This window comes from Longitalea arenae, assembly GCF_016924755.1.
Taxonomy (GTDB): Bacteria; Bacteroidota; Bacteroidia; order Chitinophagales; family Chitinophagaceae; genus Niastella; species Niastella arenae.
Genome location: NZ_JAFFJX010000019.1, coordinates 47,650 through 73,701, shown reverse-complemented (window position 1 = coordinate 73,701; position 26,052 = coordinate 47,650). Strand labels below are relative to the sequence as shown.

22 protein-coding genes are annotated in these 26,052 nt (G+C 46.4%); 8 read left to right on the top strand and 14 right to left on the bottom strand.

Annotated elements, in window-relative coordinates:
• Positions 1-213: 213 nt before the first annotated feature.
• Together JT717_RS24885 and JT717_RS24880 are read right to left on the bottom strand one after the other, a co-directional pair.
• Positions 214-903 (bottom strand): hypothetical protein, encoded by a 690-nt coding sequence (locus JT717_RS24885; protein WP_205513780.1) that lies wholly within the window; start codon positions 901-903, stop codon positions 214-216.
• 109 nt (positions 904-1,012) lie between these two features.
• Positions 1,013-2,830, bottom strand: a complete 1,818-nt coding sequence (locus JT717_RS24880) for a M61 family metallopeptidase (RefSeq protein ID WP_240348409.1) — start codon at positions 2,828-2,830, stop codon at positions 1,013-1,015.
• A gap of 242 nt (positions 2,831-3,072) precedes the next feature.
• Between JT717_RS24880 and JT717_RS24875 the strand changes: the two genes are divergently transcribed.
• Entirely contained in the window at positions 3,073-3,561 is a 489-nt protein-coding gene (locus JT717_RS24875; protein ID WP_240348408.1) for a nucleoside deaminase, read from the top strand.
• A gap of 233 nt (positions 3,562-3,794) precedes the next feature.
• Here the strand turns inward: JT717_RS24875 and JT717_RS24870 are convergent, their stop codons facing one another.
• Positions 3,795-4,148 (bottom strand): hypothetical protein, encoded by a 354-nt coding sequence (locus JT717_RS24870; RefSeq protein ID WP_205513779.1) that lies wholly within the window; start codon positions 4,146-4,148, stop codon positions 3,795-3,797.
• 40 nt (positions 4,149-4,188) lie between these two features.
• A complete protein-coding gene (locus JT717_RS24865) occupies positions 4,189-4,761 on the bottom strand; it encodes an RNA polymerase sigma factor (RefSeq protein ID WP_205513777.1) in 573 nt (190 codons plus the stop codon).
• Positions 4,762-4,965: 204 nt separating this feature from the next.
• On the opposite strand from JT717_RS24865, the gene JT717_RS24860 reads away from it, so the two are divergent.
• Positions 4,966-5,736, top strand: coding sequence for a C40 family peptidase (locus JT717_RS24860; RefSeq protein WP_205513775.1), 771 nt, complete (start codon positions 4,966-4,968; stop codon positions 5,734-5,736).
• Between the two features lie 118 nt (positions 5,737-5,854).
• Here the strand turns inward: JT717_RS24860 and JT717_RS24855 are convergent, their stop codons facing one another.
• From JT717_RS24855 to JT717_RS24830, 6 genes are all read right to left on the bottom strand, one after another.
• Entirely contained in the window at positions 5,855-6,397 is a 543-nt protein-coding gene (locus tag JT717_RS24855) for an inorganic diphosphatase (protein ID WP_205513773.1), read from the bottom strand.
• A 359-nt stretch (positions 6,398-6,756) separates the two neighbouring features.
• Positions 6,757-7,161: a hypothetical protein gene (locus JT717_RS24850; RefSeq protein ID WP_205513771.1), complete on the bottom strand. Its 405-nt coding sequence runs from the start codon at positions 7,159-7,161 to the stop codon at positions 6,757-6,759.
• A 330-nt stretch (positions 7,162-7,491) separates the two neighbouring features.
• Positions 7,492-8,493 (bottom strand): PhoH family protein, encoded by a 1,002-nt coding sequence (locus JT717_RS24845; RefSeq protein ID WP_205513768.1) that lies wholly within the window; start codon positions 8,491-8,493, stop codon positions 7,492-7,494.
• A 285-nt stretch (positions 8,494-8,778) separates the two neighbouring features.
• Positions 8,779-9,747, bottom strand: a complete 969-nt coding sequence (locus tag JT717_RS24840) for a hypothetical protein (protein ID WP_205513766.1) — start codon at positions 9,745-9,747, stop codon at positions 8,779-8,781.
• A 701-nt stretch (positions 9,748-10,448) separates the two neighbouring features.
• Positions 10,449-10,964, bottom strand: coding sequence for a YdeI/OmpD-associated family protein (locus JT717_RS24835; protein ID WP_205513764.1), 516 nt, complete (start codon positions 10,962-10,964; stop codon positions 10,449-10,451).
• 133 nt (positions 10,965-11,097) lie between these two features.
• The gene (locus tag JT717_RS24830; RefSeq protein ID WP_205513762.1) at positions 11,098-13,686 is read right to left on the bottom strand and encodes a rhamnogalacturonan lyase family protein; all 2,589 of its coding nucleotides are present in this window, start codon (positions 13,684-13,686) and stop codon (positions 11,098-11,100) included.
• 332 nt (positions 13,687-14,018) lie between these two features.
• Here JT717_RS24830 and JT717_RS24825 point away from each other — a divergent pair, with 332 nt between their 5' ends.
• Together JT717_RS24825 and JT717_RS24820 are read left to right on the top strand one after the other, a co-directional pair.
• Positions 14,019-15,275, top strand: a complete 1,257-nt coding sequence (locus tag JT717_RS24825) for an alkaline phosphatase family protein (RefSeq protein WP_205513761.1) — start codon at positions 14,019-14,021, stop codon at positions 15,273-15,275.
• 156 nt (positions 15,276-15,431) lie between these two features.
• Complete coding sequence (locus JT717_RS24820) at positions 15,432-16,700, top strand: flavin monoamine oxidase family protein (protein ID WP_205513759.1); 1,269 nt, start codon at positions 15,432-15,434, stop codon at positions 16,698-16,700.
• A 615-nt stretch (positions 16,701-17,315) separates the two neighbouring features.
• On the opposite strand, the gene JT717_RS24815 is transcribed toward JT717_RS24820, so the two are convergent.
• The 3 genes from JT717_RS24815 to JT717_RS24805 all read right to left on the bottom strand — a co-directional run bounded on the left by JT717_RS24815 (position 17,316) and on the right by JT717_RS24805 (position 20,053).
• On the bottom strand, positions 17,316-17,462 hold the full coding sequence (locus JT717_RS24815) for a hypothetical protein (protein ID WP_205513757.1): 147 nt from the start codon (positions 17,460-17,462) through the stop codon (positions 17,316-17,318).
• 428 nt (positions 17,463-17,890) lie between these two features.
• Entirely contained in the window at positions 17,891-18,160 is a 270-nt protein-coding gene (locus JT717_RS24810) for a hypothetical protein (protein WP_205513755.1), read from the bottom strand.
• A gap of 252 nt (positions 18,161-18,412) precedes the next feature.
• Positions 18,413-20,053, bottom strand: coding sequence for a L,D-transpeptidase family protein (locus tag JT717_RS24805; RefSeq protein ID WP_205513754.1), 1,641 nt, complete (start codon positions 20,051-20,053; stop codon positions 18,413-18,415).
• Positions 20,054-20,256: 203 nt separating this feature from the next.
• Here JT717_RS24805 and JT717_RS24800 point away from each other — a divergent pair, with 203 nt between their 5' ends.
• Entirely contained in the window at positions 20,257-22,095 is a 1,839-nt protein-coding gene (locus JT717_RS24800; RefSeq protein ID WP_205513752.1) for a gamma-glutamyltransferase family protein, read from the top strand.
• A 275-nt stretch (positions 22,096-22,370) separates the two neighbouring features.
• Here the strand turns inward: JT717_RS24800 and JT717_RS24795 are convergent, their stop codons facing one another.
• The gene (locus JT717_RS24795) at positions 22,371-22,796 is read right to left on the bottom strand and encodes a tellurite resistance TerB family protein (RefSeq protein WP_205513750.1); all 426 of its coding nucleotides are present in this window, start codon (positions 22,794-22,796) and stop codon (positions 22,371-22,373) included.
• Positions 22,797-23,164: 368 nt separating this feature from the next.
• On the opposite strand from JT717_RS24795, the gene JT717_RS24790 reads away from it, so the two are divergent.
• The 3 genes from JT717_RS24790 to JT717_RS24780 all read left to right on the top strand — a co-directional run bounded on the left by JT717_RS24790 (position 23,165) and on the right by JT717_RS24780 (position 26,015).
• Positions 23,165-23,797: an RNA polymerase sigma factor gene (locus tag JT717_RS24790; RefSeq protein WP_205513748.1), complete on the top strand. Its 633-nt coding sequence runs from the start codon at positions 23,165-23,167 to the stop codon at positions 23,795-23,797.
• A 457-nt stretch (positions 23,798-24,254) separates the two neighbouring features.
• Positions 24,255-24,836 (top strand): RNA polymerase sigma factor, encoded by a 582-nt coding sequence (locus JT717_RS24785; protein WP_205513746.1) that lies wholly within the window; start codon positions 24,255-24,257, stop codon positions 24,834-24,836.
• Positions 24,837-24,890: 54 nt separating this feature from the next.
• Positions 24,891-26,015: a FecR family protein gene (locus tag JT717_RS24780; protein WP_205513745.1), complete on the top strand. Its 1,125-nt coding sequence runs from the start codon at positions 24,891-24,893 to the stop codon at positions 26,013-26,015.
• Positions 26,016-26,052 lie beyond the last annotated feature (37 nt).

Here is a 26,052-nt window from a genome sequence, read left to right as displayed (position 1 = left end):
AAGGTATTTGACGAGTTGATAAGGTGTATAGACTCATTAAAGGTTATTGGACGGGTTGATAGAATTGATAAGGTATTTGACGAGTTGATAAGGTGTATAGAGTCATTAAAGGTTAGTGGACGGGTTGATAGACTTGATGTAGCAGTTGGACGATGCGCTTAAGTTTGCGAACTGCCAACTGCTAACTGAGAACTATGAACTGTGAACTGCCTATTAGTTTATCGATTGATTTTTCCGGATTTTCACTAACATGCCGATATGCCCGAAGAGTGGAAAGATCCGTACGCCCTGGTTCCATTCACCCGTGTTCTTAAAGGCAAAGCCCTGCAGGAGTTCAAAGCGTACATTTTTACCCCCGACATTCAATCCAAAATAAGGCTCATAATACCAACGGTGATCATTGAAGGGTTCATCTCCTTTGAAGCCTTTATACGAGAAGTAATTGATGCGCAAGCCGAACACGCCGTCGAGGCGAAAGCTGCCTAACCGTTTATCAATAGCCGAGCGTTGAATTTGCAGGAAGCTCCGGGTAAAATCTCCCTCCAGCCCCATTTTATTCTTTTCATTACTGCCGCTGCTCATGCCCAGGTAAAAGCTTGTAACGCCATTGTTCCGGTTGGGATTGGTTTGGATGCCGAGCGAGAATTCGGCTTCCCGGCTGCCATAATCGTCGTTTTCGCCCGAGGGCAGCGTGCCGGCCCATGCATTTACACTGATGTTTTTTGTCAAGGCCAACCCGCCTTTTGCGGCGATGCCGGGCGAACCGAACAAAACCCCAAGCTGTCCTTCGCCTGCCCTGCTATAGGCCGTTGTGTTCATGGTAGGTGGAACATAACTGTAAATAGGTGGTTTACAGGAAAAGAGGGTATAACAGGTACCCACCATGCAGACGATCTTTTTCATATGCAGTGTTTTGGGATCGAAAGGTAAATACATTATCAAAATTGAACAATTGTGTGGAAAAGAAAAGCCCCGGCCTGGCTAGCCGGGGCTGATAAATATTGTTGAATCCTTACCTGGTCCTGGTTCCCAGCCAGCGCTTCCTGAATTCGAGCGTTTCTTTCGTTACCGGTAAACCGCTTTGCTCAAAGGTCATGAGGACAAAGGCCGGGTTTTCCGCAAGCGTCATCTGTGCTTCTTTCATCTCACTGCGGTGTTTATACACTATAGCAATTACATCACCCGGTTTATGGTTGTTCAGTATTTCACTGATCCCGGCGGTGCTGGTAACCGGTTTGCCATCCAGTTGCACGATCTCATCATCAAAATCCAGTCCGGCATTATAGAGCGGGCTACCTGTCACTGTATTGCTGCTGATGATGGCCGAACCTTCTTTAAATTGCACCTGGCCGATCCAGGCTTTACCCGCAAATTGTTTTTTCAGCGATATACCTGCTTTCTCCAGCAGCGGCGCATAGTCGAAAGACTCGTGACCGTTGATGTATTTTGTAAAGAAGTCAGCAGCAAAATTTTTGTCATGGGTTAGTTCTGCCAGCGCAGTTTCCAGTGCCGCAACCGTATAGGGGATCTCCGGTTTCCCGAATCGTTTCCATAAGGCCGTCATATAATCATCTAAAGAGAGCTGGTATTTTGTGCGCAACAGCAGGTCGAGCGCCAGGGCGATAGCGCCGCCATAGGGATAATAAGAGCTGTACATATTGCTGTAATTGGCTCTGTCAACTGAAACTCCTGCATCCACAAACACGGCATGGCGGCTCATGTCTACCGGGGAAAAGCGTTTGGCGCCGGCTGCATTCTCCTTAGCATTTATCAAACCGGCCAGTGAGAACATCAATGCTTCTATGGGCTTCAAGCCTGCGCGGCAAAGCGAGAGTTCGCCATAGTATTGGGTGAATCCCTCTGCACACCACAGCTCATGGCTCATATTGCTTTTTTCAAAATTGAAAGGTTCCAGGGTCTTCGGACGAATGCGTTCTACGTTCCAGCAATGGAAGAACTCATGGGCAAAAACGCCCAGCAGGTTATTGCTGCCATCGAACTGATTGGGAATGCTGATCATGGTCGAATTGCGGTGCTCCATACCGTCGTCTTCCACATATGGATTGATACTGGTGATAAAAGTATAGGTGCCAAAATCAAATGCCGGCACCTCGCCAAAGATGGCCTGTTCTTCTTCCGTTATCCGTTTTATCTTGACGGCAAATGCAGCGGCCAGGGAATCTGTTGCAGTCGCTTCCAGCGCCAGGCGGAATGTAAATTGGTGGCCATTCGGATTTTTAAGGGTCCATTCATTCCAGCGCAGGTTGCCGATCTTGGTGGGGCAATCCATGAAGTATTGTAAACCGGGCGCTGTAAATTCAAGCGGGTTGCCGGTCGGTTTCAACTGGGTGGCGATCGTCCAATTTTTATCAGCAGGCAGCTTGAAGCGAATGGAGATGGGGGCTTTGTCATATCCTTTGATCCAAAGGAAAGCGGAAGGCATGTTCAAATGAATGCTGCTTTGATCGATGCCTGAATAAGTGCCATCCGGATGGGCTGCATACAATGTATAATCGACTCTTACAAAACCGCTTTGTCTGGGCACTTCATAAACATCACCGTCGACCCGGTTGATCGTTATGGTTTTACCCTGCTGATCAAATGCCTTTACATCGTATACATTTTTGCCAAACTCATGGGTGGCGTAACGGCCGGGCGAAGAACGGCTCATGCGGAACTGGGCTTTGCCTGCTGGCAGTCCCGTAGCAGTGAGGCTGATCTGTGCTTCATGATGTACAATATTGGGAAAAGAAACTACATAATTGATCTTTTGGGCATAGCTATGCGAAAACCATAGCAGGGTGAGGGACAGGAAGATTCTTTTTGTCATAATCACAAGGTAGGGGAAAATGGGGCAATGGTCAAAGGGGGCAAAGCAGTCAAATGGGTCAATGGCGAATGGTGAATGGTCAAAGGAGTCAGAGCAGTCAAATGGGTCAATGGCAAATGGTGAATGGTCAATGGTCAAAAGAGTCGGAGCAGTCAAATCAGTCAAATTAGTCAAAGCAGTCAAATGGGTCAATGGTGAATGTAGCCTTCTGTCTTCCGCCTTTTTGATTAAATTTGATATAAATGAAGCTTTCTATGACCGATCGTGAACTACAATTTATGCAGGCGGCTGTAGATCTTGCGCGGCAAGGTATGAACAATGGGGTAGGCGGGCCCTTCGGATGTATTATTGTAAAAGGTGATAGGATCGTGGGTAAAGGTTGTAATAGCGTGGCCAGCTCCAATGATCCTACGGCCCATGCAGAAGTGGTGGCTATTCGTGACGCCTGCAAAAATTTGCAAAGCTTTCAACTCACCGATTGCGAAATATATACTTCCTGCGAACCCTGTCCCATGTGTATGGGCGCTATATACTGGGCTCGTCCAAAAGTAGTGTATTATGGTGCTACCCGGCACGATGCGGCCGCCGTCGGTTTCGATGATTCGCTTATTTACAAAGAACTTACCTCGCCATTACACGACCGGATAATCGAAATGGTAAATCTTGGGCGCGACCATGCAGGTAAAGTGTTTCAAGAATGGAATGAGAAGCCGGATAAGATCGTTTATTAGTTGATAGGGTGTAGGGTTGATTAGTTGACAGATTTGATGGAGTTGATGAGTTGATGGAGAGTTGATCGAGCGTTGATGGGAGTCGATAAAGGAGTCGATAAAGTAGTTGACAAAGGAGTTGACTGGCCGAAACGTTTAGGTTTGAGAGCTGCGAACTGCCAACTGCGAATTGCCAACTGCGAATTGCCAACTGCGAAACTGCCAACTGTAAACTGCCAACTGTAAACTGCCAACTATAATCTGCTAATGACCATGTAAGCTAAAATGATGATGATAAGCACAAAGGCAATGGAGACATATACCCAGAAGTTATTGTTGATCCGTCTTTTTTCGCGGCGTTCTTTCTTTTGCCGGATATACTGATGTAATTCTTTATTCAGCTGATCAACATATCCTTCCAGCTTTTTATTGCCGGCCATTTGCTGCAAACCTTCTACGGCCTCATTTTCAAAGTCATTGTCAACCATCCACATTTCCACCTCATGTTTCTCCTGGTCCGACAGCTTGCCGCTCAGGTAGTCCATCAACTTCTGGTTATCAATATCTTTATTGCTATTGGATAATATGTTCAGTAGATCGTTATTCATTGTTCATGTCGTCAATGTATTATCATTTAGACCGGCCATTTCAGGAATGGTTTAGTTTTCGCTCCATCAGGATCTTTAAATTCCTTTTGCCGTTCTGGATATAGCTTTTGACCTGCATGAGCGTAAAGCCCGTAATATCGGCAATTTCATTGTACGACCGTTTATCAAGATAAAACAAAGTTACGCACTGTTTTTGTTCTTTGTTCAGTTCCTGCAGGCAATCATTCATCAGCTCCAACTGGCGGTCTTTTTCGAGGTGGGGCGCCAGTCCGCTCTCCTCTTCCTGGGGAATAGCCATTTCGTCCCTGATCTCGGCCGGGCTGCGGGCCTGTTTGTCGCGCAGCTTCATGAGGCAATGGTTCTTGGCCACCATGTACAGCCAGCTTTTAAAGTATTCTACTTTGTATTTATGCAGTTCGGTAATGGCTTTTAAAAATACCTGCTGAACACAATCTTTTGCTTCTTCCTCATTTTTCAGGTATTTCATGCACACGCCTAGTAATAAGAGCGTATACCGTTGCAGTAAGATCCCCAGCCAGTGGTTGTCGCGACTGGTATAAAAGGAGTTGAGCAATTGCTGATCGCTGATATGTGAATTAGGGTCTGGTTTCACTATGCGAAAATGCGTTTTTCTTATTACTAAGATGCATGCCGTTCAAAATTTCACAAAATAAATGCGATTGTTTTAAACGATGGAAATGCTACTTTATTGAGTGGCCGCCTGGATGTTTGCCGTTTACAGCTGCCAGGGGCTCTTGCAGTTTGCCGGTTCTCCATGGCCGCTTTTTAGTATTTTGCCCCCAAATTAAAGAGAGCTATGTCATACGCAGTATGCAAAGTGCCGGTAGCGCCTTTACGGGCCGAGGCGGCGCATAAAAGTGAAATGATCAGCCAGTTGTTGCTCGCAGAAGCCGCCCTTATCCTGGAAGAAGCAAAAGATTTTATCAAAGTGCAGTGCCTGTACGATGGGTATGAAGGCTGGTGTCAGCGGAGCCAGCTCGCGCTTATTGATAGCTGGTCGAAGAACAATGATGCGCAATATTATACTTCTGCATGGATTAATACCATCTCTATTAACCATAAAACAGCGCATATTCCATTGGGAATACCGGTGCTGAATGCGCATGAGCTGCAGCGGCTGTCGGGCGTCTTACAGCTCGATTACCTCGACGCTGCGACCTGGGATGCGAATGGCGCCAAACCGGCGCCGGAGAAGATCCGCGAAAGGGCTGAATTATTTTTGAATACGCCCTATTTGTGGGGCGGACGATCTGTATTTGGCGTCGACTGCAGCGGCTTCACGCAAATGGTATTCCGGTTCTTTAACATGCCGCTGCTGCGCGATGCGTACTTACAGGCCACACAGGGCGAAGTGGTAGGTTTTCTGCAGGAAGCGCGTTGTGGCGACCTGGCATTTTTTGACAATGCAGAAGGCCGCATTACACATGTTGGCATTTTGCTCAACGATCATGAGATCATTCATGCTTCAGGGAATGTGCGGATCGATAAAATTGATAATGCGGGTATCGTTAATGTAGAGACCGGCGTAAGAACCCATCAACTGCGCATCATTAAACGCTACTTTTGAGCAATGTGCTAATTAGCTAATGTGCTGATGTGCTAATGAATACAAATGCAAATAGCTGTTGCTATGCAACAGCTATTTGCATTCAATTAGCAAATCAGCTAATCAGCACATTAGCTAATTATTTTCTGAAGTTTTCTTTGTACAGTTTCACCGCGTCTTCAATGATCGCGAGTGCTTTGGCTTTATCGCCGAACTCGTTTACCTGTACCGTTTTATTTTCAAGTGTTTTATACTCCTGGAAGAAGTGGCGTAATTCATCAAAGAAATGCGGTGGTATTTCCTCAATATTGTTATAGTGTTTTACGCTGGGGTCATTAGCAGCTACTGCAATGATCTTATCGTCGGCATCGCCGCCATCGATCATTTGCATTACGCCAATTACTTTGGCTTCCATTAAACACAAGGCCTGTACGGGCTGAGAAGTGATCACCAGTATATCAAGTGGATCTTTATCGTCGCCATAGGTTTGCGGAATAAACCCATAATTACACGGATAATAGAAAGAAGAATAGATGATACGGTCGAGCTTTAACAAGCCGCTGTCTTTATCGATTTCATATTTAGCCCTGGAACCCTGCGGAATCTCAATGACTGCATTTACAATCCGTGGAGCCTGATCACCAGGAGGCACGCCATGCCAGGGATGGGAAACAGTTATCATATTGTGTTTAAAATTTAAGCAAATCTATAATAAGTTCTGTTTCATATGGCAAAACGCATGTAGTATCCTTTCGGCTCTATACGGCATGAAGTACATTATATCGCCATCTCGCAGGATAATAATGTTTTTCTTAAGCAAACGTTGAGAAGGTGGTAAACCAGCTCCAACTCTGGGCAGCTTACCTTAAGCGGTCCGGGCGCAAAGTAAACCAATTATAAAACATCCGGCAATATTTACTCAGGCTTCTGAAGGCAAAGGCTGCCGGTTGCTCCGTACAAATGTATTTCTGACATAAAAACCTGGAATATCTGCCCGATTCCGGTCCTAAACCCCGCTAGTAAATATTGTTCCAGGGTCGCCTACATTTTTATGACCGATTTCAGATCAACCAGCCAGCTATCCTGGCGGCGAACGATCCGCAGGGTAGTGGTATCAGCCGGATTGGAAGTATGGTAATAGTTGTATTGGACAGTGGAATCGTTTTCCGAGGTAATTGCCACCGGCCTGATGGCGGCGCTTTTGTACTGGCTTTTTTCTTTGCTGCTCAATTGTTTATAATTAGCCTGTTGTTTTTCGAACAGCAAGAGATTGGTAGAATCCTTCAGGAGGTAAAATGCCGCTTTATCGTAATCTCCATCCAATGAAGCACGGATGAACTGGGTGCCGGCCTCCTGCGCATTCTCGGCTTTTTTGAATTCCTCTTCGCCGCCCGAATTACAGGATAAAGCAGCCAACATGCAAAAACTGGCAATTAATTTCTTCATAATCAACAAAAATAAACACAAAGGGGCATATGTAGCAGCTTTTTTGATCCCTTTGTGTTAGTGGAAACCTGTTTGAAACTGGCTGCAAAGGGAAAGAAGCAGGAGATAGGAAGTGGGAAGTACGGCGTTTAGTGTAAAATTGAATAACAGAGATCCCCATTATGCGAGGTGGTAGGAAGTAGGGTGTAAGAACTATTTGATAAGATCAGTGTTTGTGAGTTCAAAAAATGCGATTCAGCAAGGTTGGAAGCAGGATGTAAGGAGGGTCTAATATAAAGGATGGGGTATGAAGTTCGTAAACCTCATACCTCATCCTTCTTACCTCGGGAATTATTTGCGATCGCGCCAGTGTTGCTGCGGATGCTGGTCCTGCGGATTCTCGCGATTATCGCGGTCGTAGGCCTTGATAATGGCTTTTACCAGCCGGTGACGTACAACGTCTTCTTCATCCAGCTCAATATGGGCGATACCATCAATATTTTTCAGGATCCGCGCGGCTTTTTCCAGGCCACTGCGTTGATTTTTCGGCAGGTCGATCTGCGTTAAATCACCGGTAATAATGGCTTTGGCATTCGCGCCGATACGGGTGAGGAACATCTTTAACTGAAGATCGGTCGAGTTCTGGGCTTCATCCAATATGATGAATGCATTATCCAGCGTACGTCCGCGCATATAGGCGAGGGGAGCGATCTCAATAACGCGGGTGCTCATATAATACCCCAGTTTGTCGGCGGGGATCATATCGTCGAGCGCATCATATAAGGGGCGCAGATACGGGTCGATCTTTTCTTTCAGGTCACCAGGCAGAAAACCCAGGCTTTCGCCTGCTTCCACGGCGGGACGGGTAAGAATGATCTTTTTGACCATTTTGTTCTTCAGGGCCCTTACAGCCAGGGCTACAGCGGTATAGGTTTTACCAGTACCGGCGGGGCCGATCGCAAACACGATATCATTCTTTTCGGCTACCTGCACCAACCTTTTCTGGTTAATGGTGCGGGCCCTTACTGTTTTGCCGTTGGGACCAAAAACAAGGATGTCGTTGGGATTGCGGTCGATAAAATTGTCAACTGTTTCGGCATCGTCGCCGCCCAGGATCTGCTCAAAATAGTTCTCGCTCATGTGGCCATTGCGCTCCAGGTATTGAACGATCAATTCAATTTTTTCCTTGGCGCTTTCCACCTGCTCCGGCGAACCGCTCAATTTTATTTGCGTTCCTCGTGAAAGAATTTTTAAAAGCGGGAATTTCTTTTTGAGAATATCCAGTTTTCCGTTGTTGACACCGAAAAACTCTATAGGGTTTACAGTTTCAAGGCTAATGATAGTTTCTGTCAAGTCGCTTCAATTTAAGTTTCACAAATACAGGATACCGTCCTGATATCTTCTTATGGCATCTATTCCAAATATAATTATTTAGAACTGCATTTTCGTAAAGTTACTTATACACAACATGTGGAAAATCGAAATTGTTGTGGCTTTTTCGTTAAATAATTGCCCGTGATTTTGCATGCTCATATGCTGGAGAAAATAGCGTTCAATAACCGGGAACAACAATGGCCTATATGAAAAAAGTCCCGGTTTACCGGGACTTTTTTCATTATGATAGTAAGTGGTTAGCACTTATTTGCTTCGCTTTGTTTCTACTATTTTTACCGGAATTCCATCTTTGTAGGTATACTCTGTGCAATGCTCCAGGATATTCGGCTCACTTACGTCTTTTGAGCAGATCTTGGTCAGCTGGCTGCCAGTGTAAAAATATTCATTAAGAGGAGCTCCGGTCATATAGGGCAGGGTAGCAGTGCGTGGTTTTGAGTCGCCGTTATAAGACCACATCGGGAAAATGAACGGCACTTTTTTCTGTTGACGGGCATCTACTTCCCAGTTATCGTTATCGAATTGCAATACTCTGCCGGGCGTGCTGATCTTTTGCAGCTTGTCGCCATTGTAAGAGTAAGTCCAGGTATCCGTTTCCTGACCGCCACCGAAAGGTACTACCTGTACAGTGGTGATCTGTCCGCTGGAATTAAAGTTATATACCAGGTCATATTCTTTCTGAACAGATACGGCGCCGCTGCCGCTTACGCGTGCAAAGAATTTTTCAATCTTTACTTCCTTTACTTTTTTCTTGGTTATGAAAGCAGGATTGGGCATAAATGGCAGGCCGGGGTGTGAAGAAAGATAGAAGTTGATACCTGCATAGTAATTGCTGGTGCTGAAATCAAAGAAATCATCTGCACCGGCGGCTACAGTCTTGCTGTTTACAGGTGACTGTGAAGAAACTTTGGAATAAACTTTTTTGGCACCACCATTGGCATCGGTAATGGTATTTCCATCAGCCGATAAGCTCAATGACATTTTCGAAGCATCTGGCTCATAGTGTACCAGTTCACTGCCATTAAGGGTAAATGGTAAGAACTTGGCTTTGCTGGGAAAATAAACAAAAACAGCTGGATTACTTTGTCCGCTTGCGCTTACTAACAGGCTATCCTTTTGGTCCTGGGTTTTCCATACTCCTTCAACCTTGCTTTGGCCAAAGCTGACTGCGGAGATGATGAGCAGAAGTGTGGTTAGGGAACACTTACTTATCATAGAACGGTTTTTAAAATTGATTGATAAAAATAATTGAAACCATATTGTTTTAAAAGTTCACATTTCAATTCGTTTAGGGGCGCTGGTTTTATCCGGCGGGGCATCCCGGATATTCCGGAAACCCTTGGTTGCACTTATCATGGACCATTTTTCACTTGTAAAGTTGTTACAGTTTTTTTAGGGCTATCGAATGAATATTATCTTTTTAGTTAATGATTAATGTCGGTTATAAAGAGCTTCTGTTAACAGTTTGGTTTATATAAGTTACCGCAATAACCGGCCTAGCCGATATTTATGCGGCGCCTGTTACGCTGAATGAGCCACTAAAATTGAATGATGAATGGTGCCTGTAATTAACACCTTGTTGCAGTAGAACCGCTACACAGGGCCTGGCTATTGTACATTGTACAGAAAGTAGATTTTTATTCATCATAGGGTATTAGTAAGCTGCGGCAAATTAGTAAATTAACTAATTTAAAAACAGGTAAAATGGTTTTTTATTATTAAAAGATACTGTTATTATTAATAGATTACATACAAAGCTCGCGGAATAATACTTATTCCACAGTAAAGATATAACGCAGAATTTAAAACGGCAGTATATCAAAATTGAAATATGTTACAACATTTTGCACTGTATAGACGGCTATTCCGTTCATTTTTAATACCCAAAACGGAAGGGGCTTTCTATTAAAAAGCGCCTACCAGTTCTCTTTGTTCTGCTTACCCGCCCTGATCATTTGCCCGTAATCCCATCCTTTACCCAGGGCGATCAGCGTGCGGCTAAGCCGGTTGGTCCTGGTAGCTTCGGTTTTGGCGCTATCGATCCATTTGCTGAAATAAAGCTGATGGCTTTTCGGTAACTTATTGAAATGTGCCTGGGCATCGGGATCTTCCTGCAAACATTCTAGTAATTCTGCGTTTATCGGCACTTCGGCTTTATCTTCCTGTAACTGTACTTTTACCATCGCGCCTTTACGTTTTCCAATGCCTTTTCGCATAACGGCATTCACAGGCAGAATAAAATTGCCGGCGCCCATCGGCATTAGTGCCACTGCTTGAATGGGAAAATTGTCCAGTTTACCTTTTACGCGGAAGATCTTCTTATTTCCGGGCTTTATCTTCTGTGCCAGATCAGCCGGAATTTCAAGGTAGGTCCAGCCGGTCTTTTCACCCTGCTGTTCAAATTGGAGAAGTTTGGTGGTAAACGAAACCATGATGCTAATATATAATTTTTCCCCTTGCCCCTAAAAAGGGGCGCATGATCCAGGCTCCAGTAACGGGTTAACCGTGCCACGGTTTCATACCGTGACACGGTTTTGAATTGCTAATTGAAGATGCGTCTTGATCCTATCGTTTAATGATCTTTAACGTCTGACGTTTATTGCGCTGTTCAATTTGTACAGTATAAGTTCCCAGTTGCAACCGCTGCCCGATCTGGGTCTTGAATTGTCCATTCCCTTTTTCTACCAGCCTTCCCAACTGATCATACACCAGGTATTTGAAATCGCCGGGGGCTTTTATCACAAATACATTGCTGCTGGGATTGGGCGCAATGCTGATGTTGCCTGCCGCGGTAGTGCTAAGTTCACTAGTAGCAGTAACCACTGCTGCACAACTAACACCGCTAACAGCCGCAGGCCCTGTAATGCTGATGTTATCGATATTGGCCAAACCGCCACTGCCGTTGGCTTGCAGCCGGATATCGGTATTGCCGCTATTGAGGTTTACAACGGATGAGGCGGTAGACCAGTTCGTCCAGTCGGTAGTAGCCGGGAAACTGATCGACGAAGTTACGGTGCTGCCATTGAGCAGGAGACTCGCAGGCCGATCGCTGCCGCTGCCATTCGCATAACGCCAGCTGATGGTATAACTACCAGCCGCAGGCGCTATTATCCGCCAGTTAATACCGCTTCCTGCAGCATTGTTGCTGTTGCAAAAGCCGGTGCCGGTAAATCCGGCATTGTTGTTATCGATGGTGCCATCTACACTGCAAAAGCCGTTCGTGTTTTCCTGGATGGTAACTGTTGTGCCACTGCTGCCGCCCGGGAAATAGATATTGGGTACCGGAGGCGCAGCCATATCGCCGCCCAGGTAAAAACCAGGGTGCGGTGGCTGGTTATAGGCCGCATTCTGCCAGGCAATGGCAACGCGGTATTGCGGATCGTGCATGAGGGTATAGATCCTGTTCGTGGCCACCGAGGTCGTTGTGAAGATACGCAGGGCGCTATTGTCGCTTGTTCTCAGCACCACTTCTTCCCGCCAATCGCCCAGCAGATCACCCGAGAGGGCAGGTGTGGCCTTGGTGCCATTGTTCGATGCGCAGCCACTGGCTGTTAAGAGGGTGCTGGCGCTGCTGCTGCTGTAATTCCATTTGCTGATGGTGATATTATCAAGCAGTTCCCGTTGCAGGTCGGCATCCCACCAAACAGCAAAGTTTATAGACGGTTTGGAAGTGGTGATGCTGGTGCCCGTACAGGTATACAGGTTACCGCGCGATGCCCACATTTCATAACCTTTGTAACGGGGATCAATGTCTGCTGCCAAACCACGGCCTACATCGGTAGATGCTTCAGCAACAGTAAAAATGCGGGCGCCCGTTCTGGCATCGATCAGGGCCGCACCTATCTGGCCATTGCTGCCCGGTGATTCATAAGGCTGCCAGATCTCCTGGCCCGGCCGGTCGGGGTTCATATCGCTCATGTGCAGGGCATCGCCATGGCCCAATCCGTTTACCCACATGCCACTGCCATTATCATTAACAGCACTGGAGCCATTGAACACTTCGTCACGGCCATCGCCATCGGCATCGCCCACGGTCATCTGGTGGTTACCCTGACCCGCATACGCGCTGTTGCCTGATGTATTGCTGTCAAAGGTCCAGCGATGGGTGAGCGAACCATTGCGCCAGTCCCAGGCTACCCGCACCAAACGCGTGTAATAACCGCGGCCAAAGACCATACTGGGGCGCTGACCATCCACGTAGGCTACAGCCGCAATAAAACGGTCGATCCGGTTTCCATAATTATCACCCCAACCGGATACTGTGCCGCGGGCCGGTAAATAGTTGGTGGTTGCCATGGCGGCGCCTGTTTGTCCGTTAAAGACAGTGAGGTATTCGGGACCGGTGAGAATATAACCGCTGCTATTGCGGTGGTCGGCGCTGGCGCTGCCGATCACCGTGCCCACGCCATCAACCGTGCCATCGGCTGTTTTGCAGGCCAGCTCTGCCCTGCCATCGCCGTCGAAATCATAGACCAGGAATTGCGTATAATGCGCGCCGGCGCGTATGTTCCGGCCCAGGTTGATGCGCCAGAGGCGCGTGCCGTTCATTTGATAAGCATCGAGATATACGTTACCGGTATATCCCGATTGGGAATTGTCCTTGGCATTGGAAGGATCCCATTTGACAACAAATTCATAATCGCCGTCACCATCCAGGTCGCCCACGCTGCAGTCATTTACATGGTAGGTGTACGATTCACCGGAAGGCGTAGTGCCGCCAGCCGGGATCTGCAGGGGAATGTTCAGGTAATTTTGCGACCATACACTGGCCGGCTCTGACGCTGCCTGCTCTACACCATTGATCACCGGGCGAACTGTATAAGTGCTGTTGGTGGAAATGTTGTCGGTGTAATTGGTTGAGTTGGTAATAGGGCTGGCATTCAGCAGGGTAGTATTGCGGTACACGTTGAACCCTATACCGGCCGGATCATTTCCAAACAAGCGCCAGCCTATATATACCTGGCTGCTGCTGGTGCGAACGGCTACCACGCCGCGGTTCAACCTTTCCATTTGCTTTTGGGCAGTGGCCCGGCCCGGCGAAAGAGAAAAACACAAGAGCAGGAAAAATAAAGTGGCGTTGGTTCTTTTAACCACGCTGGTGCGAAAAGGGCATACAATGCCCCTGTTCGCTAAGGGAGTAAATGCGGACTTCATATGGCTGTTTTTTAGTTAGAAAATCATCGGGATGATCTTTTTCCAACTGGTTGGGTTGCTGGCAATCGTTGTATACACCGGGAAGTACGGATAGATAAGGAAGTTAGTTTCAGGAAGCGGCAAAACCATCCTGAACTTACCGGTTGCCGGTTAGCAGGAACCGGGTTGCCGGTTCAGGTTGCTGGCTGAGGCCATAAGAGTGGTCTGACTTTCTTTCCTGAACTTGTAACCTTGAACCTGTGCCTTGTGAACTTTCACGGTGGTAATTATTTAAAATAGCATAATACATGCTTGGTTGAACCGGCTTACTTTTGCACTACAAACAAAAACACATGAGAGTATATACTGCCCTGTTGATCCTGTTTTTTCCGGCGCTTTTGATGGCCCAGGTTGATATAAGCCAGCATATAGTGCCCGGCCGAAGCAATAGTACCCGGCAACAGCAAAAGCCTTATGTGATCCTGATCTCGGCTGATGGATTTCGCAACGATTTTGCCGACAAGTTCCAGGCAAAACACCTGCAGCAATTGCGCAGCAGCGGGGTAGCGGCCAAAGGGTTGATCCCTTCTTATCCTTCATTGACCTTTCCCAATCACTATACGCTCGTGACCGGTTTATATCCGGCTCATCACGGTTTGGTTGATAACACTTTTTACGATAAAAAAAGAAAGGAGCTCTATCGTCTCGGAAACCGCAAAGCGGTGGAGGATAGCAGTTGGTATGGCGGTACACCACTTTGGGTATTGGCTGAACAGCAGCAGATGATAACAGCCAGTTTTTACTGGGTAGGTTCTGAAGCTGCCGTTAAAGGCATTCGGCCAACCTATTATTATCGCTATAATGATTCTATTGATATTGATACCCGTATTCAGGCAGTCAAAGAATGGTTGCTGCTGCCCGAAGATAAGCGGCCGCACCTGATCACCTTTTATCTGCCCCAGGTAGATCATGAAGCGCATATGTATGGTACTGACGCCCCGCAGACAGAAGAAGCCGTACATTTTGTAGATGAAAGCATCGGGAAACTGGTACGTATGACAGATTCCTTAAAGCTGCCGGTGAATTATATTTTCCTGAGCGACCATGGCATGATCAACGCCGATACGGTAAACCTGCTGCCCATGCCGGCAGCCATCGATACCAGTAAATTCAAGGTGCCGGATGGTGATGTGTTGGTGCACCTCTATGCATATGATACCAATGATGTAGCGGATGCTTACCAGGCTTTGAAACAGCAGGCAGTTGATTACGATGTGTACCGGGCGAAAGAAGTTCCCGCCCGCTGGCATTACGGTGCTTCAGACGATTGGTATCAAAGGATCGGCGACATTATCCTGGTGCCGCGGGCGCCAAAGTCGTTCAGTTTCCGCAAGCGCCGCTATCAACTCGCGGGTAAACATGGATTCGATAACGCCCTTCCTGAAATGCAGGCTACATTCTATGCATGGGGACCTGCATTCAGGAAACAACAACAGATAGCTGCCTTTGAAAACGTGCATGTGTATCCACTCATCGCAAAAATTCTGGGTTTGAACATTACTGAAAAGATCGATGGTTCGTTGAAGGTATTGAAGCCGATCTTGAAGTAAAAAGGCTGTTTATGTTTACAGTTGCGGGAAAGCACCGGAAGTATTCAGGTGGTTTCTCATTGGCAACCGGTGTTGTTCTCCCTGTACCCTGTAACTTGTAAGGGCTATTTTTCCCTTCGCACTCTTTTTGCATCACCCGTCTTACATGTCAGAACTATGCGAGAATCTATCCTCATTATAGGCGCGGGTGTTGCCGGATTAATGGCTGCCCGCAAATTATCAGCGGCCCAACATCCGGTGACGGTGCTCGAAGCCAGCGACCGCCTCGGCGGCAGGATCCATTCCATACAACCGCCGGGTTTTCTGAAGCCCATTGAAGCGGGCGCCGAATTCATTCATGGCCGGCTTTCGCTGACCCTGCAATTATTGAAAGAGGCCGGGGGAAGCTATCAGCCGGTTACGGGGAAAATGATCCGGGTAAAGGATGGAAAATGGCAGGTACAGGAAGAATTTATAGAAGGTTGGGATGAACTGATCCACCGCATGGCTGCCCTGCAATCAGATATGACGCTGGCCGATTTCCTGCAGCAATATTTTCACGAAGAAAAATACGGGTTGCTTCGCCAATCGGCACAGCGATTTGCCGAAGGCTTTGATGTGGCCGATATGCACCAGGTAAGCGTGCTGGGTTTAAGGGATGAATGGAAACATGAAGACGAGGAACAGTTCCGGATTCCCGGCGGTTATCTGCAGGTGGTAGATTACCTGCAACATGGCAGTACAGCGAATGGTTGTGTAATACATACTGCCTGTACCGTAAAAACCATCCGCTGGCAGGCCGGTCAGGTGGAAGCCATTACTGCCGATGGAAAGATCTTTTCTGCCCAAAAAGCGATCATCACCGTACCCCTGGGTGTATTACTGGCCGACGTTTCGCATGCAACGGCTATTGCCTTTGAACCTGAGATCGATGCATATAAGCAGGCCTTGCAGCAAATAGGGTTTGGAACAGTGGTAAAGGTAATGCTGCAGTTCGCCCATCCGTTCTGGCTGGAATATGACAAGGAGATCGGCTTTTTATTCAGCGAAGAATTGATCCCCACCTGGTGGACCCAGCTGCCGGATGCCGAGCCGGTCCTCACGGGCTGGGTGGGCGGACCGCCAGCCACCGGGTTCAAAGATCTGGATAATGCAACGATCATTGAACAGGCATTGCAATCCCTGGCCAGGATCTTTTCTATTTCTTTCGATCAATTGAAGTCTTTGTTAACCGCTTCCCATGTTGCCCGATGGCAAACGAATGAGTACAGCCTGGGCGCCTATAGCTACAATAAGTTATTTACGACCGAAGCCCGGAAATTACTGAACGAACCCATACAAAATACCTTGTTCTTTGCCGGTGAAGCTATTTATGATGGTATCAATGGAGGTACCGTTGAAGCGGCATTGCGTTCGGCAGACGAGGTGGGTAAGTTAATCAGCTGATGGTTAAAACCGCTAGCCGAAACTCGCTTAATTAGCGGACTAAGGGCATCGTAGATTTACTATCTACAATTTAACTTTAACAGATTATTACAAGTGGCAGCATTTTTGTTATAGAGTGGTCGACTAATTGTAACCTATGAAGAAGATTGGTGAGGCAACCTATCTGATAGTAGCGGATGTTTTTCGTTATGTTCATTTTTCCATCCGTTCTTTATTTTTTTTCTGTAGCAGATCATCTATCGTACATGAAGAACAATCTTCTTTAAGGAAGCGCTATTCCGGGAATAGGGTCTTCTTTAGTCATGCCTTTTTCGCTTTTCCCCCTTTAAAATGTTCAACAGGTATTCCATTGATATGGCATAGTCGTATTACAGCGTATCTGTTCAAGTCTTTTGTTTAATCCATACTCCTTTCCTCGGGCGTAGCGGCCTTGATTGTCGGCATACTGGCTTGCTACGCCCATTTAGTTAACTGTATCATTTACACGTAAGCGGCGCATTTGTACTCATAATACCCTTTAGCTACTAACATGCAAAACGCAGGGAGATAAACTCTCTGCGTTTTTTTGTTGAGCTGTGCGCTGCTGCGATTAGAGTAAAAATATATGCTCAGTGTTTATTTGCTTAAAAATCCATCAATACCGATATAGATGCAGGAAGCCACAAAAGTGGTAATTAAGAACAGTACAAACGTGATCAATGCTATTTCTTCATAATGTTTATATACATCCTTATTTCCACTGTATCTGTTTGCCGGTTTCATAGTCCTAAGTTTAGACTATTATAATTAAAAAGGATGCCTCGTCAGGGTAATATTGATCTTCAATAACTTAGCCTAAAGAAGTGGGGAAAAGGAGTACTGGTTCCGTAGAAATTTAACGCCAATGTGATGATATTATGGTCCCGGGTAAAGTGAGCGCAAAACAAAAGGCTATTTAGCCAGGCAATACTGATAAAGCCGGCGATACGCCTGCATGCAGGTAGCCTGAAAGTATTGTTATAAGGGGAGAAGCAGGTGCATACCTTACCCTTCATTAAACACCGGAAAAAATCCTGTTTAAAGCCGAGGTTTACACCTAAACCATCGAACCGACTGTTAACTGGCAATATAGACCTGGTGCTCCCGCCAAACGGGACCAGGTTTCGAGGGGGGAAAGGATCCCATAGCTATCAGGAGGTAGCGGTGATACGTTACATGCTGCGCAGCTCTTCCTCTATCAGGTCATGAAAAGTGGTCTCTTTCTCGATTACCCAATTTGGTAGCTGTTGCGGCAGTATTTTCCAGGCTTCTTGTTCTTTTTGCATGCGGAACAGGATGCGGTTGCCCCTGTCGTCGCTTACATCCACCGTAAATTGCCCTTCGTTGTGGCCACCTAATTTCCTGAAGTTAAATTCCTTCAACCTTCCATTCACTTTCACCAACTTGGTGAAGTGTATATTTTTCTTTACTTCAATTCGCATAGTCCAAAAAATGTAACAAGTGAAACACAAAGGTAAAAGCAATTCTCATGCTATAATTAGAAAAAAATCCTAATTAATGAAATTTATCCGCCCAAGATCGCTCCACAGCTGCGTTTTAAATAGCAGTCCCTGTTTTTTGATCGCGGACAAGCTGAAAACGGTATTACCATAGTTGTAAAAATTTTTACCCAAATAGCATTAGAGCGTGTACCACCCAGTTAGAAACTGCGTGGCCATGCTGCGCACAGCTGTTTAAAACATCTTTGCTTTTATCTTTTTGTCGTGCCCGTACACGTCGTCTCTGAAGTTCAAACGGCCGGTTTCGTCTACCCAGGCGGTATAATACGTAATGAACACTTCCGCCTTATTTTTCAGCTTTACGACCTTTTGTTCTGTACCGCTCATAGCTGCTGCTATTTTGCCACTGTCCCAGTCGGGATCATTGCGTAAGAGATACTCTGCCATTTTTTGGGCATCGGCCAGCCGGATACAGCCATGGCTGAACGCCCTTTTGTTCCTGCTGAATAAACTTTTGGCCGGGGTGTCGTGCAGGTAAATATCGAAGCTGTTTGGGAACAGGAATTTCACCTTACCCAATGAATTTTTCTCGCCCGGCAACTGCCTGATATCGGGGATGCCGTCGCCGTCTTTATCGCCCTGGTCTTCCATTTCATTTTTTGCGAGGTATTCCGGGTCTTTTTCGATCTCGGGTAATATTTCATTAACTACAATACGCGGCGGAATATTCCAGTAGGGCGCAAATACGATCTGGTTCATGGTGCCGGTAAATTGCATGGTGCTGTGCCCTTCTTTACCTACCACCACATTCATATCAAAGACCTTGCGGCCATTTTCCATGACATGTAAATTGAATTCGGGGATATTGACCAGGATAAGGGTACCATTCGATTGATTCGGCATCCAGCGCATACGGCCCAGGTTGATCAGTAACTGCTCAATGCGGTCACGCACAGACACATTCATTTCCTTAATGAGATCTTTAGTTAAGGTACCAGTGGGCTTCAGGCCGAACCGTTCCTGGTAATTGGTAATGCCCTGGGCAAGCGTGTCATTGAATATGGCCGAGGTATCGTGAGTAGGCAGATCGCCGGTGATGGCCAGGTATTTTTTGATAAGGATGACATTGGGACTGGAATCGCCTCTTTTCAGGGGTTTATCAGCGGGCGCAATGGCCGGCCAGCCGCCTTTTTTATGAATATCGACATATTTCTGTAACTGGTCTTTCAATGCCTTATAATTGGCATTAATGTCTTCGAAATATTTATTGTCTTTATGCTTTTTAGACAACAGGGAGTCAGCCAGTTGAATAGGATCTGCCTTTTTAAAGGGCACGAACCTTTCCAGCTCTTTGCGCTTTACATAACCTTTTTCAAAATTCTTCAGGGCGTATTTCATTAAACTTTCTGTCAGTTGCAATTCGGTTCGCAGGAAGGTCTTGTTACTGGCGCTTACCACAAGCGTGTCGCCCAGCAAGCGGTTCATCTGTTTTTCCAGCGGCCTGTTGTGCATAGTGGTATCACCGGAATAAGTGACATAATGATCGAAAAGGTTCCAGAAAGCCTGCGCTTCTTCAGTAAACCCTTCGCTGGTGAACCAGGCGAACTGGTAATTGCGGGCGTTGTAAAAACTGATCATGCGCCGGGAAACCGAGTCGGGCACCGAGTCGCGAACAATATAGTCAACCAGGGCGGTGCTGTCTAAAAACAGGTCGCTATAAGAATTCTCCTTGGTGATGCTATAATCGCGGGAGGAAATGTTCTTTGATCCGCCTTTTGCGCCGCCGTTGCCATCAGCTTCATTCTCGTTCTCGGCAGTATTGCCGCAGGCAGCCAAAAGTATGGCCACCAGCGGTATATAAAAGATGTATTTCATGTGTCATGCTAATGAAATTTTGTACCATCAATGGTTGTTCAATTGTTCTTCGTTTAACCCTTCCCCCACAAGCGGTTAACAACTAAGAAGATCACTTTCAATTTTTTACCACCTGACTTAAATGGCATGTGCTGTAGAAAAAGTTCTACAGCTACCGAAATGGCTGCTTTGGAAGCGTATCTTTAGGATACAAAACACATCATATGAGAAAACTTCTGGTCCTTGGTATTTCCCTCTGCCAGCTCCTTTCCCTCGAGGCACAACAAACACAAAAACCGCCCCTGCATGCTAAAAACTGGATGGCCATCACCGGTAAACCACTGGCTGCCACAGCCGGCGCTGCCATCTTTCAAAAAGGCGGCAATGCAGTGGATGCAGCATGCGCCATGATTGCAGCCACCTGCACCATGTGGGATGTACTCAGCTGGGGTGGGGAAACCCAGGCCCTGATCTATAATCCTAAGACCGGCAAAGTGATCGGCATAAATGCGTTGGGGGTTGCGCCCACGGGAGCCACCACTGCATTCTTTAAAGAGAAAGGTTTGCATTATCCGCCGGAATATGGACCGCTTTCGGCGGTAACACCTGGCACACCCGGCGGCATCTGCACCATGCTGGCCGAATACGGAACCATGAGTTTAAAAGAAGTACTGGCGCCAGCGATGCAATTGGCGGCTGGTTATCCTATTGAAGCGCAAACCGCGAACAGCATCGAACGCGGCAAGGACCGCATCAAACAATGGCCCTATTCAAAAGCAGTCTTTCTGCCCCATGCCGGCCAGGAGCGGGAAGCGCCCGAAGCCGGCGAGATCTTTAAACAAAGCGATCTGTATGAAACGCTGCGCAAAATGGTAGAAGCAGAACAGCAGGCGCTGAAAAAAGGAAAGAGCCGGAAAGAAGCGATCTACGCCGCCAATGCGCGCTTCTATACCGGTGATATTGCCAAAGAATTTGTGCGGGGCTGTAAAGAGCAGGGCGGTTTAATAACGGAAGAAGATCTGGCCCGCTGGAAAGTGCAGATTGAAGAACCGGTGAGCATCAATTATAAAGGCATTGAGGTGTATAAATTACAGCAATGGACGCAAGGGCCGGCCATGTTGCAGGCCCTGAACATCCTGGAGAATTTTGATCTGAAAAGCATGGGCTATAATTCGGCCCGTTATATTCATACGGTAACCCAGGCCATGCAACTGGCTTTTGCCGACCGCGATTTTTATTATGGCGATCCATATGTTGGTCCCAGGGAACCGATGAAAGGATTGCTTTCGAAGGAATATGCAAAGGAGCGGGCGAAGCTGATCGATCCTGCCAAAAATCTCACACCCGCAATGCCGGGCGACCCATACCCATTTGAAGGCGGTTCAAACCCTTTCAGCCATTATTTGCAACGGTGGAAAAGCGATAAACCGCTGGCGGCAGCGCCCATTGATGAAAAATACCTTGAGCAGGTATGGCGGGGCACCACTTCAGTGGAAGCGGCCGACTCGGCTGGCTGGGTGGTTTCGGTTACCCCCAGTGGCGGCTGGCTGCCCGCCTGTATTGCCGGCCGTACCGGTATTGGTATGAGTCAGCGGATGCAAAGTTTTGTACTGGATTCGGTGTTGAACCCTTTTAATGTGCTTGAGCCGGGCAAAAGGCCGCGGGTAACGCTTACCCCTACACTGGCGCTGAAAGATGGGAAACCCTACCTGTCATTCGCCGTGCAGGGTGGCGATACCCAGGATCAGAACCTGCTGCAGTTCTTTCTGAATGTAACTGAATTTGGCATGACTGTTCAGGAAGCGGTGGAAGCAGCCAATGTGAATACCTATCAATTGTACCTGTCGCTGGGTGGGGAAGACCGTAAACCTAAACCCGGCTCTATCCTGTTGAACAGCAACACACCCGATTGGATCCGCCGTGAATTGATAAAGATGGGTTATAAACTGAGTTTTGAAGATCGTACATCCGGTCCAGTGAATGCCATTTACTTCGATCGCAAACATGGCAGTTTATGGGGCGGATCAAGTAATCATGGTGAAGATTATGGGGTAGGGTGGTAGGTAAATCGTAGAAAATAAACTACATATCATAAGTTTTAATATGTTGCTCAGGCAGGCGCGGCAGTGGCACAATTTTGTTGTTGATATATATACAAAGTAATTATTGAGGTATTGAAAAGTGAGTAAGAAATCTGGATGCTGAAGGAATTCAATCAAAAATAACGCATGGAAGAATAGAGATGTGGTAGCACGCCGGGTGCCGGGTAGGCATCCGGCTTTTTTTATGCCCCCACCCCCAGAAGGGGACTTAAAATACCCCCTATACGGGCCGCAGGTTAAAACTCTTTTTCTTTTAACACTGCACTGCGTTGGATCATGGCTCGTTGCAGCAATTCTTTTTCGGTATCCCCTATATTCAACAAGCGGGCGATGCGTGATAGCAGTTGTTCTTCTTCAAAACTGATATTGTTATCACCGGTACACAATTCAAGACACCAGGAAAACAAAGCAAGCGTGTGGGTTGGCTTGATAATGCTGATCAGATATTTCAGATAACCTTCTTCATCGGTGATCTGGTCTTTATACGATTTATACTTTTGCATTTCATCCCGGAAATTGAGTTTTTTGTGGATATCCAGGCTTACCATTTTATCAGAGATAATATCCAGCTCAGATTCCTTGAATGCACCATCTTTCATACAACAATAATAGAACAAATGACAAATGCCCTCTTCGGGGGCTTTCAGCAAACCAGTGTACATAGCTTCTTGTTTTTGTGTGAGCAAAATTATTCAACTATAATGCCAGTACTCATTCATTTAAGACGCGCAATTTTTACCGTACAATGAAAAACGATGAACGTGAATCAAAATGTTTAACCGGTTTCCGGCTGCAACCGCTAACGCAGCTGTTGATAAAGAAATTTACGATTTTAGCAGCAAATGCCGTTGCGAATGCATCAATTTATTATATTTACTTCCTGGCGGTACACCAGGTATAGCGTTCAGATCTGATACGATGCACTGCAAGACCAGGTTCATTTTGCTATAGCTTTTCCCCCAAACCTTATCGCCCAACATGTAATCCTGCGAGCTCATCTCCGCAAAGCTTTATCCCCCTTTAACATTTCATGTCAATTTTAATTATGCCCATGACCCTGTCGCCCCGTAACCAGGATGTCCTTACCGAGTTTAAGCAAGGCAGCTACTTCGCCGTTAGCGCATTGTATGACGAACACTATTTCCTGTTAACCGATTTTGCCCGGCAGTTGATCGTTCAGGAAACGGAAGCGCATTTTATTGTTCAGGAAACGTTGATAAAATTATTCCTTATGCGCGACCGCTTCAATACAATGGCTGACATCAAGGCTTTTCTGTATATAACGGTACGCAACACCTGTTTCGCTTATACCAGGGCGGAACAAATGGAAGCAACGGCGGCGGAAGCCAGCTGGTTAGAACAAGCGCTACATACAAATGCGCGGTTCGATGATGAAGCCGTTCGTCTGGCTGCGCTTTGCCAGTTGCAACAACAGGTAATGGAGCTGCCTGGACCGGAGCAAACTGTATTCAGGGCTATCTTTTGCGATCGCCTTACAATGCCTGCTGCAGCCGAACAGCTGGGGCTTTCACCGATGATGGTGTCGCAGCATCGCATTAACGCCATCCGGTTATTGCGTGAAAGACTGGCAGCGGCCGAACTATTTGCCATCCCTCTCTTTATTTATTTTGTTGCCGTTTATTGCAGGCATACAAGTTGGTGAGTTATTCAGGACGTATACGAAGGAATGAACTTAATAACTTAGGAACTAATAAACTGGGATTCAATAAATATAAAACTCCTCTTTAATAAATGTTTCCCTTACAATACATGTCTTTACTTACTTTTTAGCATAAACGTTTGTAAGTTTCAAAACTTTTTCAGTACATTAGGAATTCAATCTGCTGTTAAATAATCCTGTACATGAAGAAAGACCTGAATGAATGCCGTTGAAAGGCAGTAGGGAGCGAACGCTATAATAGTAAGAACGTACCTGTTAAAAAGTCTTCTACCATTGCTTGTGAACATTACAAACGGAATGCACGAATCATAGCAACTCATTTCCGCGCCCGTCATCGTACAGTGTGTCCGCTTTTGGCGAACGCGGCTTACGTTTATGTACCTGGTTGAGAGACTGGTACGTAAAACTTATATTTTAACGGCATAAACCTTAAACTAAAATGGGTGCTGAAACAGACCATGTCCTGCTACAATTGCTAAGAACCTCTGACCCACAAGGGTTTAAAGCGTTATTTCAAAGGTATTACAAAACGCTTTGTATACAGGCGTACCTGTTATTACAGGATGAAGGAGAAGCGGAAGACCTGGTGCAGGATGTTTTTGTAAAATTTTGGCAGGAACGAAAATTTGAAATTATACAACAGTCGTTGGGATCTTACCTCACTACCATGGTGAAACACGCTGCTTTAAATGTATTAAAGCATAAGAGCAGGATCAACCGCAAAGAGAGAACTTACCAGGAGCGTATAGACATCATTGAAAATACCCATGTCATGGAGATCCAGGAAACGGCCCAAATGGTGCAGAATGTTATTGCCCAGTTACCGGAGCAATGCAAACGTATCTTTGAGCTGGTTTGCGTGGAAGGCAAAAAGTACCAGGAAGCAGCTTTTATTACCGGTGTAACCGTTAATACGGTTAAAACCCAGCTGCGGCGGGCATTTGCAAAACTCCGTGAAAGTCTGCGCGACTATTATTATTTTACCGGTTTGTCACCCGTTTTATATATTTTATTGTCTTAATGTATTACACCCCCTGATGTTTGATTTATACTTGCCATGAACAATTATATTGATATGAATGATGTCGAGCAACTCATAATAGATAAACTGACGGGCCAGATCGGTGAGGAGGATGATCAACGTCTTTCGGCGCTGATCGCCCGGCACCAGGAGGTTGAGCAATTATGGCAGCAAATGCAACAGGTGTATGCTATGCGCAAGGCAGTAAGCTTTGACAAATTTAATGTCGACAATGCCTGGCAGGCTATACAACAAAGGGTGAATCTTCCTGAAGTGGCAGCAGAACCGGTTACTGATACCGTTGCAATTCCAGTACGCCGCCCACAACCTTTATGGTTGCGTTACAGTGTTGCCGCTGTTATCGCAGGCATTATCATCGTATCGCTCTACTTTATAGCAAGCCTTGATCGATCGCAGGGAATGGCCGGTAAAAATATTCAGATCAAACTGGCCAACGGTAATATTGTACATACCCATGCACAGGATTCACTCAGTCGATGGATGCAGCAGGCCCGGAATGCGAACATTGATCCCGGTGCCTGGAATCTACTTACGGTGCCTGCCGGTAAGAGCTATGCTTTTCAATTGGCCGATGGCAGCAAAGTTTGGCTGAATGCGGTATCTGAACTCCGGTTCCCCCTGTTGTTCACCCGCGCAGAACGCCTGGTTGAATTAAAAGGGGAAGCATATTTTAAGGTGGCGCACAATGCCAGTCAGCCTTTTACCGTGCAGGTAAATGGCTTAACGGTAAAAGCCCTGGGAACAGCCTTTAATATCAGGTCATATAATAAAGAGTATACCGCTATTTCGCTGGTGACCGGATCGGTTGCTGTTGAGAATGCTTCCGGCGAACGTATCATTTTATCACCCGGTGAAGGGGTGGTAGTGGAAGACCGTAATGGCCAATTGCAGAAAATATCATTCGATGAAGCCACGGTCCTGGGCTGGATGCAGGGCCTGTATTATTTCAATAATGAAAAACTGCAGCAGATTGCCGCTGTAGCAGAAAGATGGTTCGATATAGATGTTCAGTTAGATGATCCTTCCCTGGCCGGTTTGCACTTCTCCGGTGCTATGGACCGCAATAAACCAGTGAACGCTTTCTTCAGTATGCTGGCCTCTTCCGGCGATATCCGTTATGAATTAGCGGATGGCAGGGTTATAATTTCCCGTAAATAATCTCCTGGTTTTTTTTAACAATGCTGTTACTGCTTTC

What these genes read in the sequence shown, in the direction of transcription:
- JT717_RS24885 (WP_205513780.1), bottom strand. Translation starts at nt 903, where the DNA reads ATGAAAAAGATCGTCTGCATGGTGGGTACCTGTTATACCCTCTTTTCC.
- JT717_RS24880 (WP_240348409.1), bottom strand. Translation starts at nt 2,830, where the DNA reads ATGACAAAAAGAATCTTCCTGTCCCTCACCCTGCTATGGTTTTCGCAT.
- JT717_RS24875 (WP_240348408.1), top strand. Translation starts at nt 3,073, where the DNA reads ATGAAGCTTTCTATGACCGATCGTGAACTACAATTTATGCAGGCGGCT.
- JT717_RS24870 (WP_205513779.1), bottom strand. Translation starts at nt 4,148, where the DNA reads ATGAATAACGATCTACTGAACATATTATCCAATAGCAATAAAGATATT.
- JT717_RS24860 (WP_205513775.1), top strand. Translation starts at nt 4,966, where the DNA reads ATGTCATACGCAGTATGCAAAGTGCCGGTAGCGCCTTTACGGGCCGAG.
- JT717_RS24855 (WP_205513773.1), bottom strand. Translation starts at nt 6,397, where the DNA reads ATGATAACTGTTTCCCATCCCTGGCATGGCGTGCCTCCTGGTGATCAG.
- JT717_RS24850 (WP_205513771.1), bottom strand. Translation starts at nt 7,161, where the DNA reads ATGAAGAAATTAATTGCCAGTTTTTGCATGTTGGCTGCTTTATCCTGT.
- JT717_RS24840 (WP_205513766.1), bottom strand. Translation starts at nt 9,747, where the DNA reads ATGATAAGTAAGTGTTCCCTAACCACACTTCTGCTCATCATCTCCGCA.
- JT717_RS24835 (WP_205513764.1), bottom strand. Translation starts at nt 10,964, where the DNA reads ATGGTTTCGTTTACCACCAAACTTCTCCAATTTGAACAGCAGGGTGAA.
- JT717_RS24830 (WP_205513762.1), bottom strand. Translation starts at nt 13,686, where the DNA reads ATGAAGTCCGCATTTACTCCCTTAGCGAACAGGGGCATTGTATGCCCT.
- JT717_RS24825 (WP_205513761.1), top strand. Translation starts at nt 14,019, where the DNA reads ATGAGAGTATATACTGCCCTGTTGATCCTGTTTTTTCCGGCGCTTTTG.
- JT717_RS24820 (WP_205513759.1), top strand. Translation starts at nt 15,432, where the DNA reads ATGCGAGAATCTATCCTCATTATAGGCGCGGGTGTTGCCGGATTAATG.
- JT717_RS24815 (WP_205513757.1), bottom strand. Translation starts at nt 17,462, where the DNA reads ATGAAACCGGCAAACAGATACAGTGGAAATAAGGATGTATATAAACAT.
- JT717_RS24810 (WP_205513755.1), bottom strand. Translation starts at nt 18,160, where the DNA reads ATGCGAATTGAAGTAAAGAAAAATATACACTTCACCAAGTTGGTGAAA.
- JT717_RS24805 (WP_205513754.1), bottom strand. Translation starts at nt 20,053, where the DNA reads ATGAAATACATCTTTTATATACCGCTGGTGGCCATACTTTTGGCTGCC.
- JT717_RS24800 (WP_205513752.1), top strand. Translation starts at nt 20,257, where the DNA reads ATGAGAAAACTTCTGGTCCTTGGTATTTCCCTCTGCCAGCTCCTTTCC.
- JT717_RS24795 (WP_205513750.1), bottom strand. Translation starts at nt 22,796, where the DNA reads ATGTACACTGGTTTGCTGAAAGCCCCCGAAGAGGGCATTTGTCATTTG.
- JT717_RS24790 (WP_205513748.1), top strand. Translation starts at nt 23,165, where the DNA reads ATGTCAATTTTAATTATGCCCATGACCCTGTCGCCCCGTAACCAGGAT.
- JT717_RS24785 (WP_205513746.1), top strand. Translation starts at nt 24,255, where the DNA reads ATGGGTGCTGAAACAGACCATGTCCTGCTACAATTGCTAAGAACCTCT.
- JT717_RS24780 (WP_205513745.1), top strand. Translation starts at nt 24,891, where the DNA reads ATGAATGATGTCGAGCAACTCATAATAGATAAACTGACGGGCCAGATC.